This window comes from Achromobacter sp. (assembly GCF_050285565.1).
Lineage (GTDB): Bacteria > Pseudomonadota > Gammaproteobacteria > Burkholderiales > Burkholderiaceae_B > Achromobacter.
This window is the reverse complement of sequence record NZ_JBLZXG010000001.1, coordinates 189,657-205,108: the sequence shown is the minus strand read 5'-3', so window position 1 is coordinate 205,108 and position 15,452 is coordinate 189,657. Positions and strand designations below refer to the sequence as shown.

13 protein-coding genes and 1 pseudogene are annotated in these 15,452 nt (G+C 66.9%); 5 read left to right on the top strand and 9 right to left on the bottom strand.

The window, feature by feature from the left end; translation table 11 throughout:
* Window positions 1-91 precede the first annotated feature (91 nt).
* Entirely contained in the window at window positions 92-541 is a 450-nt protein-coding gene (locus ACN6O8_RS00940; RefSeq protein WP_427989218.1) for an acyl-CoA thioesterase, read from the bottom strand.
* A gap of 112 nt (window positions 542-653) precedes the next feature.
* On the opposite strand from ACN6O8_RS00940, the gene ACN6O8_RS00935 reads away from it, so the two are divergent.
* The 4 genes from ACN6O8_RS00935 to ACN6O8_RS00920 all read left to right on the top strand — a co-directional run bounded on the left by ACN6O8_RS00935 (window position 654) and on the right by ACN6O8_RS00920 (window position 4,695).
* Window positions 654-2,300 carry an electron transfer flavoprotein-ubiquinone oxidoreductase gene (locus ACN6O8_RS00935; protein WP_427989217.1) on the top strand — a complete coding sequence of 549 codons (1,647 nt, stop codon included), beginning with the start codon at window positions 654-656 and terminating at the stop codon, window positions 2,298-2,300.
* 15 nt (window positions 2,301-2,315) lie between these two features.
* Entirely contained in the window at window positions 2,316-3,161 is an 846-nt protein-coding gene (locus ACN6O8_RS00930) for an NAD-dependent epimerase/dehydratase family protein (protein ID WP_427989216.1), read from the top strand.
* Window positions 3,162-3,235: 74 nt separating this feature from the next.
* Entirely contained in the window at window positions 3,236-4,354 is a 1,119-nt protein-coding gene (locus ACN6O8_RS00925) for a cytochrome (RefSeq protein WP_427989215.1), read from the top strand.
* Window positions 4,351-4,695 (top strand): antibiotic biosynthesis monooxygenase family protein, encoded by a 345-nt coding sequence (locus ACN6O8_RS00920; RefSeq protein ID WP_427989214.1) that lies wholly within the window; start codon window positions 4,351-4,353, stop codon window positions 4,693-4,695. The genes ACN6O8_RS00925 and ACN6O8_RS00920 overlap by 4 nt, the downstream gene beginning before the upstream one ends.
* Before the next feature lie 75 nt (window positions 4,696-4,770).
* Here the strand turns inward: ACN6O8_RS00920 and ltaE are convergent, their stop codons facing one another.
* From ltaE to ACN6O8_RS00890, 6 genes and pseudogenes are all read right to left on the bottom strand, one after another.
* Complete coding sequence (gene ltaE, locus ACN6O8_RS00915; protein ID WP_427989213.1) at window positions 4,771-5,781, bottom strand: low-specificity L-threonine aldolase; 1,011 nt, start codon at window positions 5,779-5,781, stop codon at window positions 4,771-4,773.
* 40 nt (window positions 5,782-5,821) lie between these two features.
* Window positions 5,822-6,709: pseudogene (locus ACN6O8_RS00910) on the bottom strand (DMT family transporter); the annotation flags it as partial.
* A 138-nt stretch (window positions 6,710-6,847) separates the two neighbouring features.
* Window positions 6,848-8,827 (bottom strand): acetate--CoA ligase, encoded by a 1,980-nt coding sequence (gene acs / locus ACN6O8_RS00905; protein WP_427989212.1) that lies wholly within the window; start codon window positions 8,825-8,827, stop codon window positions 6,848-6,850.
* A gap of 270 nt (window positions 8,828-9,097) precedes the next feature.
* A complete protein-coding gene (locus ACN6O8_RS00900; RefSeq protein WP_427989211.1) occupies window positions 9,098-10,420 on the bottom strand; it encodes an MFS transporter in 1,323 nt (440 codons plus the stop codon).
* Window positions 10,417-10,824, bottom strand: a complete 408-nt coding sequence (locus ACN6O8_RS00895; RefSeq protein ID WP_427989210.1) for a heme-binding protein — start codon at window positions 10,822-10,824, stop codon at window positions 10,417-10,419. The genes ACN6O8_RS00900 and ACN6O8_RS00895 overlap by 4 nt, the downstream gene beginning before the upstream one ends.
* A complete protein-coding gene (locus tag ACN6O8_RS00890; protein WP_427989209.1) occupies window positions 10,821-12,710 on the bottom strand; it encodes a propionate--CoA ligase in 1,890 nt (629 codons plus the stop codon). Before ACN6O8_RS00890 ends, ACN6O8_RS00895 begins: the two co-directional genes overlap by 4 nt.
* A gap of 312 nt (window positions 12,711-13,022) precedes the next feature.
* Between ACN6O8_RS00890 and ACN6O8_RS00885 the strand changes: the two genes are divergently transcribed.
* Window positions 13,023-13,682: a C40 family peptidase gene (locus ACN6O8_RS00885; RefSeq protein WP_427989208.1), complete on the top strand. Its 660-nt coding sequence runs from the start codon at window positions 13,023-13,025 to the stop codon at window positions 13,680-13,682.
* A gap of 193 nt (window positions 13,683-13,875) precedes the next feature.
* Here ACN6O8_RS00885 and ACN6O8_RS00880 read toward each other — a convergent pair whose 3' ends face one another.
* Both ACN6O8_RS00880 and ACN6O8_RS00875 read right to left on the bottom strand, forming a co-directional pair.
* On the bottom strand, window positions 13,876-14,205 hold the full coding sequence (locus ACN6O8_RS00880; protein ID WP_006389316.1) for a DUF2325 domain-containing protein: 330 nt from the start codon (window positions 14,203-14,205) through the stop codon (window positions 13,876-13,878).
* Between the two features lie 247 nt (window positions 14,206-14,452).
* Window positions 14,453-15,397 (bottom strand): CysB family HTH-type transcriptional regulator, encoded by a 945-nt coding sequence (locus ACN6O8_RS00875; protein WP_427989207.1) that lies wholly within the window; start codon window positions 15,395-15,397, stop codon window positions 14,453-14,455.
* Window positions 15,398-15,452 lie beyond the last annotated feature (55 nt).

Here is a 15,452-nt window from a genome sequence, read left to right as displayed (position 1 = left end):
TCTATTGTGGTTTTGTCCGGGATTTTAACGGCATGGCCGGCAAATGCGCGCGCAGTTTCAAACCGCGCGTCGAAGTCGGACGGCCCGCCGGCTACGCGGCCGGCCGGAACTGCGTGGCCATCTTCGCCAGCACGTCGGGCGGCCACGGGGCGGACGTATTGGCCACGTAATCCATCCACACCAGCACGTTGCGACCCCGGGCATAGGGGCCGCCGTCATCGCCGACCTTTTCGAGCAGCAACTCGAATTCGGCGCTGGAGCGGCCGATGCGCGTCACCTTGTGCGTCACCCGCACGGTCGCCGGATAGGTCAGGGGACGCAGGAAATCGCAGGACGCGTGGGCCAGAATGGCGCCGTCGTCGGCCGGCAATTCGAAACCGGCGTCGTACAGGATCCGCATCCGCGCCTCTTCCATGAGCCGGAAATACAGCGTGTTGTTGAGATGGTTCAAGGCGTCGGAATCGCCCCAACGCAAAGGCAATTCCACCTGGTGGGTATCGCCCACCGCCAGCGTCCGCGCAGACAGAGTGTCCGGGTTCACCAATTGCTCCTGATGGCTAAAAGAAATACGAAGACGTGCAAGGTCTCCGGCTGCAATACAATCGCCGATAATACTTCCAGCCATACATGGAATACATACGGGGAGCTTTGCAATGTCTGAACGCGAGTCGATGGAATATGACGTGGTCGTGGTTGGCGGGGGTCCCGCCGGTCTGGCCACCGCTATCCGTCTGAAGCAGCTGGCCGCCGAGAAAAACCAGGAAATCGGCGTCTGCGTGCTGGAAAAAGGCGCCGAGCTGGGCGCCCACATCCTGTCCGGCGCCGTCATGGATCCGCTGGCGCTGACCGAACTCATCCCCGACTGGAAAGCCAAGGGCGCCCCGCTGAACGTGCCCGTGACGCAGGACAAGTTCCTGTTCCTGTCCGAGAACGGCGCGCGCGCCACGCCCAACTGGCTGCTGCCGCCCTGTTTCCACAACGAGGGCAACTACATCGTCCGGCTGGGCGACGTCGTCAAATGGCTGGGCGAACAGGCCGAGGCGCTGGGCGTCGAGATCTTCCCGGGCTTTGCCGCGGTCGAAGTGCTGTACGACGACAACGGCGCCGTGCGCGGCGTGGCCACCGGCGACATGGGCGTGGCCCGCGATGGCAGCCACACCGCTCACTACCAGCCCGGCATGGAACTGCATGCGCGCTACACGGTGTTCGCCGAAGGCGCGCGCGGCCAGCTCGGCCGCCAGTTGATCGAACGCTACAAGCTCGACGACGGCCGCGATCCGCAAGCCTATGGCATCGGCATCAAGGAAATGTGGGAGGTCGACCCGGCCCAGTCCAAGCCCGGCCTGGTGATCCACACCGCCGGCTGGCCGCTCGATGCCGACACCTACGGCGGTTCGTTCCTCTATCACCTGGACAACAACCTGGTCGCGGTGGGCCTGATCGTCGGCCTGGACTACGCCAACCCTTGGCTGTCGCCGTTCGACGAGTTCCAGCGCTACAAGACGCACCCCGCCATCCGCGGCACCTTCGAAGGCGGCAAGCGCATCGCCTATGGCGCGCGCGCCATTGCCGCGGGCGGCCTGCTGTCGCTGCCCAAGCTGGCGTTCCCCGGCGGCGTACTGGTCGGCTGTGAGGCCGGCTTCCTCAATGCCTCGCGCATCAAGGGCAGCCACGCCGCCATCAAGTCCGGCAAGCTGGCCGCCGAGGCCGCTTTCGACGCGCTGGTGGCCGACCGCCGCCAGGACGAACTGGCCGCGTATCCGGAAGCCTTCAAGAATTCCTGGCTGCACGCCGAACTGAACAAGGCGCGCAACTTCAAGCAGTGGTTCAAGAAGGGCCGCACCGTGGCCACGCTGATGACCGGCATCGAGCAACTGGTGTTCAAGGGCAAGATGCCCTGGACCCTGCGCCACAGCAAGCCGGACCACGCCTGCCTGCAGCCGGCCTCGCAGTGCGCGCGCATCGACTATCCCAAGCCCGACGGCAAGCTGACCTTCGACAAGCTCAGCTCGGTGTTCATCTCCAACACCAACCACGACGAGAACGAACCCGTCCACCTGACGCTGAAGGATCCCTCGGTGCCGGTGCAGGTCAACCTGGCCAAGTACGGCGGCCCGGAATCGCGCTACTGTCCGGCCGGCGTCTACGAGTTCGTCAAGGACGATCACGGCGACGATCGCTTGCAGATCAACGCGCAGAACTGCGTGCACTGCAAGACCTGCGACATCAAGGACCCGACCCAGAACATCGTCTGGGTGGCGCCGCAAGGCGGCGAAGGGCCGGTCTACAGCGGCATGTGACGGACACCGCCGGCCATGACTGAACGCGTGCTCTTCATCGGCTGCGGCGATCTCGGCCAGCGTGCCGCGCGCCGCCTGCTGGCGCGCGGCGACACCGTCTACGCAGTGCGGCGTCACCCGCCGGCGGACGACGCCAGCGGCATTCACTGGCTGCAAGGCGACATCACCCGCCCCGAGAGCCTGCCAGCCCTGCCGGCCGGCATCACCCGCGTAATCCATGTCGCCACCGCCGGCGCGCGCGATCCCGCCGCTTATCGCGCCGTCTTCGTCGACGGCCTGAACCACGTGCTGGATGCGCTCGACACGCGCCGGGTCGCGCGCATCGTGTTCGTGTCCTCCAGCGCGGTATATGGCGAACATCGCGGCGGCTGGGTCGACGAAGACACGCCGCCCGCGCCGCAAGGCTTCAACGGCCGCATCCTGCTCGACGCCGAAGCGGCGCTCGCCGCGCGCGCGATCCCGCATACCACCCTGCGGTTCGCCGGCCTCTACGGTCCCGGCCGCCTGCAACTGATCGAACGGCTGCGCGCGGGCGTGGCCAAGGCGCCGGTCGAACCGCCGCACTGGGCCAACCGCATCCACATCGACGACGCCGCGGCCGCCATCACCCACGTGGCCTTGCTGTCCGACGCGTTGCCGGTCTACATCGGCTGCGACGACACGCCGCTGCCGCTGCATGAGCTCTACGCCGCACTGGCGCGGATGATCGGCGCGCCGGCGCCGGGCGAAGGCCCCGCGCCGGCGGGAGTAGGCAGCAAGAAACTCAGCAACGCCCGCCTGCGCGCCAGCGGCCTGGCGTTGCAATGGTCGGATTCGCGCGCCGGCTACGCGGCGCTGCTGGCGAACACCACGCAGGCATAGTTCGGCCACGGCCGAATCGTCGAGGGCCCGACACGGCGATACTGGCCGTCCCTCCGATCCGCCGCCGCGCCGCCATGCCAACGCCCTTCCCGCTCGATCCGCTGCAGGCGGTCACCCACGCCGACCCCTACTCTTATTACGCCGCGCTGGCCCGCGACCGGCCGCTGTACCGGGATGCCCGGCTGGGGCTCTGGGTTGCCAGCGATCCCGGCACGATCCTGTCGATCATGCGGCATCCCGCCGCCCGCGTGCGCCCCTTGGCCGAACCGGCGCCCAAAGGTATCGCCAACGGGCCTGCGGGCCTGCTGTTCGGCCGCTTCCTGAGAATGACCGACGGTCCGCGACAAGCCTGCCTCAAAGCGTTGTTCAGCGAATTCCTGGCACGACAGGCGCCGCTGTCCCCTTCGCCCGACTGGTCGGCACTGGCGGCGGGCACGGGGTCGGCCAGCGCCATCGACCGCTATCCGTACGCCGCGCCCGCTTTCGCGCAAGCCTGTTCCATCGGCCTGCCCGGCGCCGTGGCCGCCGACTGCGCGCGCGACATCGGCGCCTTCCTCGCGGCCCTGCCGCCGGCCGCCGCCGCTGCGTCCATTTCGGCCGGACACGCGGCCGCCGAGCGCTTGCAGGCGCGGCTCGGCGCCCACCTGCACGACCTGGCCGCCGGCCCGGCCTGGCGCGAACTGCGCGCCAGGGGAGAACGGGCCGGTCTCGATCCGGCGCTGCTTGCCGCCAACCTGGCGGGCCTGCTGTTCCAGTCATGCGAAGCCGGCGCCGGCCTGCTGGGCAATGCCCTGGTGCGAGCCGGCCGCCTGGGCCTGGCGGGCGAGCTGACACGGGCGCAGGCCCGCGAGCTGATCGACGCGACGCTGCGGCACGATCCGCCCATCCACAACACCCGCCGCTTCCTGGCCGGCCCCATCGACCTGCGCGGCCAGCGCATCGAGGCCGGTGCCACCGTGCTGCTGGTGCTGGCCGCCGCTGCCACGGCGCAACCCGAAGCGCATTGGCCCTTCGGCGCCCTGGACCACGCCTGCCCCGGCCGCGACGCGGCGCGCCATCATGCGGCGGCCGCGCTGCGGCATCTGCTGCAAACCGGCGTCGACAGCATCGCCCTGGCGGCGCGCCATCGCTACCGCCACCTGCCCAATGCCCGCATTCCCCAATTTGATTTCGCCGAGGAGCCCACCCCATGATCGCCGTGATATTCGAAGTCGAACCCACCCATGGCGACCCGGCCGCCTATCTGCACATCGCCGCCGGCCTGATCGACGAACTCAAGACCATCGACGGCTTCATCTGCGTCGAGCGCTTCCAGAGCCTGACGAACCCGGGCAAGCTGCTGTCGCTGTCGTTCTGGCGCGACGAAGACGCCGTCAAACGCTGGCGCGGGCTGGAATCGCATCGCCGGGCGCAGGAAGCGGGCAGGGGCGGCGTGTTCGCCAACTATCGCCTGCGCGTCGCGCAGGTGCTGCGCGATTACGGCCTGCGCGAGCGTGACGAGGCACCGGGCGACAGCCGGGCGCGCCATGGCTGAGCGGGTATCGGCCCGCCAGCCTGCGCGCGCCGGCGTTCATCCGCCCCAGACCCGCGAGCACCGCGGCGCGGGACGTCAGGCCAGGTGACGCGCCACGGCCTCGATCACCCGACGCACGTCGGCGCTGGACAGATCCAGGTGCGTCACCACGCGCGTCGGACCGCCATAGACCGCGCGCATGAGAATGCCGTCGGCCGCCAGCGCCGCGGTCAAGGCATCGCAACGTGCCGGCTCGAATTGCGCGAACACCATGTTGGTATCCTGGCTCAGTACCCGCACGCCGGCGATACCGCGCAGCCCTTCGGCCAACAGGCGCGCATTGGCGTGGTCTTCGGCCAGCCGCTCGACGTTGTGTTCCAACGCATACAGGCAGGCCGCCGCCAGCACGCCGGCTTGGCGCAGTCCGCCGCCCAGCACCTTGCGCCAGCGGCGCGCACGCGCGATCAGCTCGGCGCTGCCCGCCAGCACCGAACCGACCGGCGCGCCCAGGCCTTTGGAAAAGCAGATCGACACCGAATCGAACGGCGCGCACATCTCGGCCAGCGGCTTGCCGCTGGCCACGGCGGCGTTGAACACGCGCGCGCCGTCCAGGTGCGTGGCCAACCCGTGCGCGCGGGCCCAGTCGGTGGCGGCGCGCACGTAGTCGGCCGGGATCAGCTTGCCGTGGAAGGTATTCTCCAGGGCCAGCAAGCGGGTGCGGGCAAAATGCGGATCGCCTTCGGGCTTGAGCGCCGCCGACAGCTTTTCCAGCGGCAGGGAGCCATCCTCGGCATGCTCGATAGGCTGGGGCTGGATGCTGCCCAGCACTGCCGCGCCGCCGCCTTCGTACTTGTAGGTATGCGCCTGCTGGCCCACCAGGTATTCGTCGCCGCGTTCACAATGCGCCATCAGCCCAGCCAGATTGCTCTGCGTGCCCGAGGGGAAGAACAGCCCGGCGGCCTTGCCCGCGCGTTCGGCCACCACTTCCTGCAAGCGGTTGACGGTGGGATCATCCCCCATCACATCGTCGCCCAGCGGCGCGCTGATCATGGCCTGCAACATGGCCGGGGACGGCCGGGTGACGGTATCGCTGCGCAAATCGATCATGAAGCTTCCTTGAAGGAAAATAAAATCCGGTAAGCGGGCCGCTCAGCCCGCGCGCGGCAGGCGCCGCGCGGCTCACGACAAAAATGCCGGCCAAGATCAGGGCCATGCCGCCCAGCTCGACCGGCGACGGACGTTCGGACAGCACCGCCCACGCCATCAGCATGGCCACCACCGGCACGCCCAGGCTGGACAGGCCGGCGATCGATGCCGGCACGCGCCGCACCACCTGCAGCCACAACAGCCAGCCGGCGGCCGTGGCGATCAGGACGATATAGATCATGCCGCTCCACAACTGCCAGCCCCACTGCGCCGGGATCTGCGGCACCAGCCACGCGACCGGCGTCATCACCAGCCCGCCGAACAGCATCTGCCAGGCCGTGAACGTCATCACGTCGGGCGCGTGACGATCGAACATACGCTTGGCCAGCACCGTGCCCACGCCCCAGCACAGGCCGCTGCCCAGCCCCAGCAACACTGGCCGCAGCTCGCCCACACCGTGCCAGGGTTCGATGAACAACACCAAGCCGATCGCGGCCAGGCCGATGCCGACGGCGTGGCGCGCCGTCGGCCGCTCCCCCAGCAATCCCCACGCGAACAGCACCACCCAGAACGGCATGGTGTAGGCCATCAACGACACCTTGCCAACGCCGCCAGACACCAGCGCGGTCTGCACGAACCCCTGGAAACCGGCGGTCTGGGTCAGGCCGATCAGCAAGGTCAACCGCCACGACGGCAGGCCCAGCGGCCGCCGGGTGACGGCGGCCAGCGCGAACAGCACCAGCGCGCCGGTGACGTAGCGCAGCGCCACGAAATCGAAGGGGCCGACGTACGGCACGATCAGCTTCATCGCGATCCAGCTGCCCGCCCAAACGAGGATGGTGCTGAACATCAGGGCAAGCCCCGCGCGATCGAAACTGCTGCGGCTCACGGCGGCGTCTCCGGTGGAAAAGAGTGAACGGGAAAAAGACGATGCCCATGCCGGCAGACCGGCATGGGCACCTCGCATTATGCTCCCGTCGTCATGGGATCTGTCGATGCCGTCCGCGAGACGGACGGCACGCCGCGCTTACAACGGCTTGGACAACTGTTCCAGGATGGCGGGGTTTTCCAGCGTCGACACGTCCTGCGTCACTTCCTCGCCCTTGGCCACCACGCGCAGCAGGCGGCGCATGATCTTGCCGGAGCGGGTCTTGGGCAGGTTGTCGCCGAAGCGGATGTCCTTGGGCTTGGCGATGGGGCCGATTTCCTTGGCGACCCAATCGCGCAGCGTCTTGGCGATGGCCTGCGCCTCGGCGCCTTCGGGGCGGGCGCTCTTGAGCACCACGAAGGCCACCACGGCCTCGCCGGTGGTGTCGTCGGGACGGCCGACCACGGCGGCCTCGGCCACCAGTTCGTGCGCGACCAGCGCCGATTCCACTTCCATCGTGCCTAGCCGGTGGCCCGACACATTGAGCACATCGTCAATACGGCCCATGATCCAGAAATAGCCGTCCGCGTCGCGCTGCGCGCCATCGCCCGCCAGGTAATAACCCCGCAGTTCCGGCGGGAAGTAGCTCTTCTTGAAGCGCTCCGGATCGCCCCAGATGTTGCGGATCATCGCCGGCCACGGACGCTTGATCACCAGGAAACCGCCATTGCCCTGGTCGACGTCGCCGCCGGTTTCATCGACGATGGCCGCGGCGATGCCCGGCAGCGGCAGCGTGCACGAGCCCGGCTTGGTCGGCGTGGCGCCCGGCAGCGGCGTGATCATGTGGCCGCCGGTCTCGGTCTGCCACCAGGTATCGACGATCGGGCAGCGCTCGCGGCCGACGTTCTTGTGATACCACATCCAGGCCTCGGGGTTGATGGGCTCGCCCACCGTGCCGATGATGCGCAGGCTGTCCAGGTCGTACTTGGACGGATGGGTCTCGGGCGCGGCCTCGGCGGCCTTGATCAGAGAACGGATCGCGGTCGGCGCGGTATAGAAGGTGGTGACCTTGTGGCGCGCGATCATGTCCCAGAAGCGGCCGGCGTTGGGGAACGTCGGCACGCCTTCGAACACCACCTGGGTCAGGCCGGCGGCCAGCGGGCCGTAGGTGATGTAGGTGTGGCCGGTGACCCAGCCCACGTCGGCCGTGCACCAGTAGACATCGTCCTTGCGCGCGTCGAAGGTCCACTTGACGGTCAGCAGCGCCCACAGCAGGTAGCCGGCGGACGAGTGCTGCACGCCCTTGGGCTTGCCGGTGGAACCGGAGGTGTACAGGATGAACAGCGGATGCTCGGCGTTGACCGGCACCGGTTCGCAGGTGTCGGCCTGGCCCGCTTCGACGTCGTGCATCCAGAGGTCGCGGCCTTCGTTCCAGGCGACCTTGCCGCCGGTGCGGCGATAGACGATGACGCGCTTGACGGCGTCGCAGCCGCCCATGGCGATGGCGTCTTCCACCGCCGGCTTGAGCGGGATGGTCTTGCCGCCGCGCACCTGCTCGTCGGCGGTGATGACCAGCGAGGCGCCGACGTCGACGATGCGCTCCTGCAGGCTCTTGGCCGAGAAGCCGCCGAACACCACCGAGTGCGTCACGCCCAGACGGGCGCAGGCCTGCATCGCCACCACGGCCTCGATCGACATGGGCATGTAGATGATGGCGCGGTCGCCCTTCTTGTAGCCCAGCTTGGCGATGCCATTGGCGAAGCGGCACACGCGCGCCAGCAGTTCGCGGTAGCTGACCTTGGTGACCTTGCCGTCATCGGTTTCGAAGATGATCGCGGTCTTGTCGGCATTGCCATTGGTCAGGTGCACGTCCAGGCAGTTGGCCGAGACGTTCAGCTCGCCGTCGCCGAACCAGCGGTAGAACGGCGCATTGGATTCGTCCAGCACCTCGGTGAACGGCTTGGTCCACTGCAGGTTGTCGCGGGCCTGGCCGGCCCAGAAGCCGTCGAAATCCTTCTCGACCTGCGCGCACAGCGCGTTGTACGCGTCCATGCTGGGAATCGCGGCGCCCCGCGCCGCGCGCTCGGGCGGCGGGAACACCCGGGTTTCCACCAGTACGGACTCAATAGCATTCGACATGATCTTGTCTCCAATCTGTGATTCTGTTGTTGATGCCGCTTTTATATCTGACTGCCCACTCGCAACCGTATCGCCGCGCTCTTACGGGCACCTTACGCAAAATACGGGCCATAAGCCCGTATTTTGCGTAAGGTGCGCCAATCTTGGCGGCAACGGCATCGACAACCGACAGCGCAATACGCAACCCGCCGGGCAGCGCCGACGCCACCAGGCGGTGCGGCGATGTCCGGGACTTCATAAGAATATCAGTTGCGGCGACCGCACGCGCCCTCAGGCGGCGCGGCGCGCCAGGCCGCGCGCCATGTCCACGCGCGACAGCAGGGCCAGCCCGCCGACGAAGAACAGCCCGGTCACCAGGATGGCCAGGCGGTGGTTGCCATGCGTGGCCCAGGTCACCAGGCCATAGGTCAGCGGCCCGATGACCGCGGCCAGTTGCACCGCGAACGTCCACAGCGAAAAAAACTCCGCCAGGCGCCCGGCCGGCGCCAGCGCGCCGGTCATGGCGCGGCCCGCGCTCTGGGTCGTGCCCATGCACAGCCCGGCCAGCGTCGCGGCCACCCAGAACACCGGCGCCGTCACGGCGGCGTAGGCCACCAGCACCATCAGGATCCAGCCGCACAGAGTGATCGCCAGCGCCGGCTTGTGGCCGATGCGATCCTGCACATAGCCGAACGAGAACGCGCCCGCCGCCGCGCCAATGTTCACGGTAAACACCAGCAGCATGATCTGCGGCGTGGTGAAACCCATGACCTCGGAGGCGTACACCGCCGCCAGCGTGATCACCACCGAGATGCCGGCCTGGTAACAGGCAATGCACATCAGCAGCCGCCGGAACTCGGGAAAGTGCAGCCCGGTCTCGCGCCAGGCGTAGGCCAGCCGCTTGAGCATCGCCAGCGCCGCCCGCGGCTGGCCAGAAGGCCGCGCGCGCTCGCGCAGCAAAAAGAACGAGGGCAACGCCGCCAGCGCGAACACCGCACAGGTCACCAGGATGACGCGCGGCACGAAGTGCTCGGCATCCAGACCCTCGGCCTCGGCCAGCTTGACCACCACCAGCGACAGCCCCAGTGTCAGCATGCCGCCGCAGTAGCCAAAGCTCCAGCCCCAGCCCGACACCCGGCCCAAGGCCGAGGGCCTGGCCAGCTCGGGCAGGAACGCCGCCACCACGGACTCACCCACGCAATAGCAGTAATTGGAGATGACGATGGCGGCCAGCGCCAGCCAGACGTCGCCCGGCCCAGCCTGCGTCAGCACCAGGGTGGCGGCCACGCAGCCGATGGTGCTGCTGTAGAGCAACCGCCGCTTGCCGGCGCGGGCATCGGCGCGCGCGCCCAGCGTGGGCATGGTCAACATGATGAGCAGATAGGACAGCGACAACGCTGCGGTCCAGGCCAGCGTGGCCCACGGCGCGCGGCCGCCGACCACGCCGACGAAATAGGTGCTGAACACCGCCGTGAGGATCACGGTGGTGTAGCCCGAATTGGCGAAGTCGTACATGGCCCAGGCCCAGACTTCGCGCTTGGCCACGCCGGGGTTCAGCGGACTCTTGTCCACCGCGCCGTCGGCGGGCGCCTGCCGCGGCGCGTCCTGGCTCACAGGCCCAGCGCGGCGATGCCGGCCTGGGCGATCTGGGCGTCTTCGGTCGACTTCACGCCCGACACGCCAACCGCGCCCACCACGTGGCCGCTGGCAACGATCGGCACGCCGCCTTCCAGCATGCCTTCGATCAACGGCGCCGACAGGAACGAATAGCGGCCGTTGTTGATGATCTCTTCGTAGACGCGCGATTCACGGCGGCCCAGCGCCGCGGTCTTGGCCTTGGCCGGCGCGATATGCGCGGAGATGGGCGCGGCGTCATCCAGTCGCAGCATGCCCAGCAGGTGGCCGCCATCGTCCGACACGGCGATGGTGACGGCCCACTTGTTCTGCAGGGCGTGTGCTTCGGCCGCGGCCAGGATTTTCTTGACGTCTTCGGCGTTCAGCACGGGCTTGGTGTTCATTGCAGCGACTCCTTGATCTGTTCGAGGGCGGTGGGATCTTCGATGGTGGTCAGGTCGCCGGGATCGCGGCCTTCGCACACGGCGACAATGGCGCGGCGCAGCACCTTGCCCGAGCGGGTCTTGGGCAAGGCGCCCACGAACCGGATCCGGGCCGGCCGCGCCACCGCGCCCAGCTGATCTTCCACCAGCCGCATGATATCCGCTTCCAGCCGCTTTGCGCCTTCCGGCGTCTCGGCCGCAGCGGGATTCTTCAGCACAGCGAACGCCATCGCCGCCTGCCCCTTGAGCGCATCGGCCACGCCCACCACCGCGCACTCGGCGATACCGCTGTGGCTGTTGACCGACTCCTCGATCTCGCGCGTGCCCAGGCGGTGGCCGGCGACGTTGATCACGTCGTCGGTGCGCCCCAGGATGAACCAGTAGCCGTCCTTGTCGACCAGCCCCCAGTCGAAGGTGGAATACACCTGGCGGCCGGGGATCGCCGTGAAATAGGTCTGCACGAAGCGCTCGTCATCGCCCCAGATGGTCGACATGGCGCCCGGCGGCAGCGGCGGCACGATAGCCACCACGCCCTTCTGGTCGGGCCCCAGGTCCGCGCCGCTGGACTCGCTCACGATGCGCGCGTCAAAGCCATAGACCGGGAACGACGGACTGCCGAAACGGGTCGGCACGTTTTCCACGCCCGGTTGGGCCGACAGGATCGGCCAGCCGGACTCGGTCTGCCAGTAATTGTCGATGATCGGCTTGCCCAGCCCCGCCGAAATCCACTGCGCGGTCGGCTCGTCCAGCGGCTCGCCCGCCAGGTATACCGCTCGCAGCGAGGACAGGTCGTGCTTTTGCAGCAGGGCCGGGTCCTGGCGCTTGAGCACCCGCACCGCCGTCGGCGCCGAGAACAGCGTGTTGACGCCGAACTGCTCCACCAGCTTCCACAGGATGGCGCCGTCCGGCCGCACCGGCGTGCCTTCGTACAGCACCGTCGCCTGCCCGCCGATCAGCGGGCCATACACAATATAGGAGTGCCCCACGACCCAGCCGATGTCGCTGGTGCAAAAGAACGTATCGCCGGCCCGGCCGTTGAACAGGTATTCCATCGAAGACGCCAGCGCCACGGCGTAGCCGCCGGTGTCGCGCTGCACGCCCTTGGGCTTGCCGGTGGTGCCGGACGTGTACAGGATATAGCTGGGCTCGGACGACTCCAGCCAGGTTACCGGCACGCGGGCGCCGCGCTGGGCGGCACGCAGGGTAGCGTAGTCCAGATCGCGGCCCGGCACCGGCTCGAACGGCGCCAGGCCGCGATCGAACACCACCACCGAGGCCGGCGGCTTGCCGCACAGCGTCAGTGCGCGGTCCAGCAAGGGTTTGTAGGGCACCACCTTGCCCGCGCGCGAACCACCATCCGTGCACACGACCACCTTGGGCGCGGCATCGTCGATGCGCTGCGCCAGGTTGACCGAGGCAAAACCGCCGAACACCACCGAGTGCACCGCGCCGATGCGCGCGCAGGCCAGCATGGTGAAGACCGCCTCGGGCACCATTGGCATGTACAACAACACGCGATCGCCGCGCCCCACCCCCAAGGCCTGCAACATGGCGGCGGCCGCGTTCACCTCCTCATAGACCTCCTGGCGGGTGTAGACCCGCTCACGCTCGACCTCGGTCGAAACCCAGATCAGCGCGGGCTTGTCGGCCTGAGTCGGCAGCCAGCGGTCGACGGCGTTGTAACAGAGGTTGGTGCGCCCACCCACGAACCACTTGGCGAACGGCGGCCGGGAAAAATCCAGGACAGACTCGAACGGCGTTTCCCAGTGCACCCGGTCGGCCTGCTCGCGCCAGAAGGCGTCGCGGTCGTGAACCGAGCGGTAATGGAAATCCCTGGTTTTTTGCATTTTGGTCTCCTGTTATCGTGCATACGCCTTAAGGCCGATTGCTTTCTTTTTGAATCTTCCGGTCATTTTGGTGGGCAAACCTTGCACCAGGCTTGCCGCAGGTCAAAAATTCTGCCGCGCGCCTACGCCGCACGGGTGCCGGGCTGGTTACAGTAACGAACCAGTCTTAAAAGTTTGGTAGAATCCCCCCTCCAAGTTGTAGACAACATAACTGTTGGTTCGCTGCTTTTTCCAGCCATTCAGGTGTTTTTTAGCGTTTTTGACGCTTTATTACCCGAAAAAAGCGAAAAAGGCGGCAACCTTCCCAGGCGAATGCATCGACACTCCAAAAGCGCGCGACTGAATTCACCCTCTGGCCAGGCAAACCGCGGCGCGCGTTTGCTGGCGCTGGTGGCATGTGTCGCGGGTCTGGCGGGTTGTGCAAGCAGTCATCAAAAATCCACCGCCTATAGTTCCGAGATCGATCCCTACGAGACGGAATGGGTCGCCACCGCCGATGACCCCATCGGCATGCTGGTGGTACAGAAATTCAAACGCGAACGCCAACGCAGCCACAGCGGTGTCGGCAGCGACAACGCCATGGTCAGCGAGGCCCTGAACTACCTCGGCATCCGCTACCGCTTCGGGGGCAATTCCCCGGACACCGGTTTCGATTGCAGCGGCCTGGTCGCCTACACCGCCGAGCGCTCGCTCGGGCTGAAGCTGCCGCGCAACGCCGCCGAAATCGCGCAGCAGGGCGTTTCCATCACCAAGGACGAACTCAAGGCCGGCGACCTGGTTTTCTTTAACACCATGGGCCGCCGCTTTTCCCACGTTGGCATCTACCTGGGCGACGACCGCTTCGTCCACTCGCCCAGCTCCGGCGGCGTGGTGCGTGTCGAGAACATGACCATGGCTTACTGGTCCAAGCGTTACAACGGCGCCCGCCGCATCGACACCAGCCTGGTGGCCACGGCCCGCGCGGCCAACTGATCCCCGATTCTGGCCGACCGTCCCACCCGGCGCCATCGCCCGAACGGCACGATCCACGCCCCGCCCCGATTCAGAAAGCGAAATGCCGCCGGACGCTCCCGTCCGGCGGCATTTTTCATTCCTCTTCGCGGCCCGGGGCCGCAGGCCTTGCGGCCTCCCCAGTTTTCAGTGTTGGCGGCAGCTCGGCAGGTTTTCAGTGAACCGCGGCTCCGGCGGCGCCTGCGCACAGGCCGCATTGTTGCAGGGCCTGCTGCATGCTGCACACCGAACGGCGACAAGCCACGACACGGATGCCACCGCGCTGCGCCGCGTTGCGGAAGGTCTTCATGACGTTATGACCGAGAAAGTCGGTCAACAGGATGACCAGTTGGGTGCCCGAGGGCAGTTGCAACGTCTTCTTCTGGTGCGAGGGGTCACGGCCACTGATGTGGTGCGTGATCGAAATATTGTGTCCTTTGAGCAGATCCGGGATGTTGCCGAGCCTGTCGGCGCCCACTACCACTGCACTCAATCCTGCCGTCATGTTGAACCTCACTGGGTCGTTGAGACTGTATGTAATGATAATGATTCCTATTTTTTAGTCAACCCAAATGAGAGCGGTTCTTATTTAATAATTTTTATGAGCTGATCGAAAGGGATAGCGAGACGCCCTCCCGCCCCCCTCCCGCATCCGCCGCTTTTTCATGCCGCGGCGGCGCGGCCAGAAAAAAGGCGGTTCCCCGGATGAGGAACCGCCTTGGATACACTGGGCGCCTTGTCCTGGGCAACGCTTACTTCGGCGTCCCCTGCACGGCGTCGGTCACGACCGCGCGGGTCAGCGACGGCGCCAGCATTTCCAGGAACGTGTATACGTAGTCGCGCAGGAACACCCCGGCTTTGACGCCCACCCGCGTAGTGTGGGTGCCGAACAGGTGCCCCACGGGCAGCCCCACCAGGTTCGAATCGCGGCGCGGATCATAGGCCACGCCGGCGATGATGCCGATACCCAGGCCCACGTCCACATAGGTCTTGATCACATCGGCATCGATGGCTTCCAGGACAATGTCCGGATGGATTCCCTGGTTGGCAAAAACCTCGTCGATCGTGCTGCGGCCAGTGAAGGCACGGTCATAAGTCACGATGGGGAATTCGGCCAGTTGCGCCAGCGACAGACGCTTGGCGGCGCTGGAAGTCAGCTCGGCCAGCGGATGGTCGGGCCGCACCACCACGGTATGCTCCCAGGCGTAGACCGGCAGGGTCGCCAGACCGGGCGTCAGCGCCAGCGATTCGGTCGCCAATGCCAGGTCGGCCTGCTCGTGCAGCACCATTTCGGCCAACTGCGCGGGGCTGCCTTCGGCCAGCGACAGGTGCACCTTGGGGAACTGCTTGCGGAACGCCGGAATCACGCGCGGCAGCAGATAGCGCGCCTGGGTATGGGTGCAGGCGATCACCAGTCCGCCCTCATCGCGGCGCGCGAACTCGTCGCTGACCTTCTTCAGGTTGTCGACCTCCCGCATGATGCGGTCGATCACCTGCGACACCGCCAGACCGGGCTTGGTCAGCCCCTTGATGCGCTTGCCATGGCGTTCGAAGATCTTGATCCCGAGCTCGTCCTCGAACTCGATGATGGCCTTGGACACCCCCGGCTGGGAGGTGTAGAGCATCCGGGCGGCTTCGGTCAGGTTGAAGTCGCGCCGGATGGTTTCGCGCACAAAACGAAATTGCTGCAGGTTCATGAATTGGCCCCTGATAGACGGGCCAATTATAAGTAATAAGGACGCCTCGTTATAT

What these genes read in the sequence shown, in the direction of transcription:
- ACN6O8_RS00935 (WP_427989217.1), top strand. Translation starts at nt 654, where the DNA reads ATGTCTGAACGCGAGTCGATGGAATATGACGTGGTCGTGGTTGGCGGG.
- ACN6O8_RS00930 (WP_427989216.1), top strand. Translation starts at nt 2,316, where the DNA reads ATGACTGAACGCGTGCTCTTCATCGGCTGCGGCGATCTCGGCCAGCGT.
- ACN6O8_RS00925 (WP_427989215.1), top strand. Translation starts at nt 3,236, where the DNA reads ATGCCAACGCCCTTCCCGCTCGATCCGCTGCAGGCGGTCACCCACGCC.
- ACN6O8_RS00920 (WP_427989214.1), top strand. Translation starts at nt 4,351, where the DNA reads ATGATCGCCGTGATATTCGAAGTCGAACCCACCCATGGCGACCCGGCC.
- ltaE (WP_427989213.1), bottom strand. Translation starts at nt 5,781, where the DNA reads ATGATCGATTTGCGCAGCGATACCGTCACCCGGCCGTCCCCGGCCATG.
- acs (WP_427989212.1), bottom strand. Translation starts at nt 8,827, where the DNA reads ATGTCGAATGCTATTGAGTCCGTACTGGTGGAAACCCGGGTGTTCCCG.
- ACN6O8_RS00895 (WP_427989210.1), bottom strand. Translation starts at nt 10,824, where the DNA reads ATGAACACCAAGCCCGTGCTGAACGCCGAAGACGTCAAGAAAATCCTG.
- ACN6O8_RS00890 (WP_427989209.1), bottom strand. Translation starts at nt 12,710, where the DNA reads ATGCAAAAAACCAGGGATTTCCATTACCGCTCGGTTCACGACCGCGAC.
- ACN6O8_RS00885 (WP_427989208.1), top strand. Translation starts at nt 13,023, where the DNA reads ATGCATCGACACTCCAAAAGCGCGCGACTGAATTCACCCTCTGGCCAG.
- ACN6O8_RS00880 (WP_006389316.1), bottom strand. Translation starts at nt 14,205, where the DNA reads ATGACGGCAGGATTGAGTGCAGTGGTAGTGGGCGCCGACAGGCTCGGC.
- ACN6O8_RS00875 (WP_427989207.1), bottom strand. Translation starts at nt 15,397, where the DNA reads ATGAACCTGCAGCAATTTCGTTTTGTGCGCGAAACCATCCGGCGCGAC.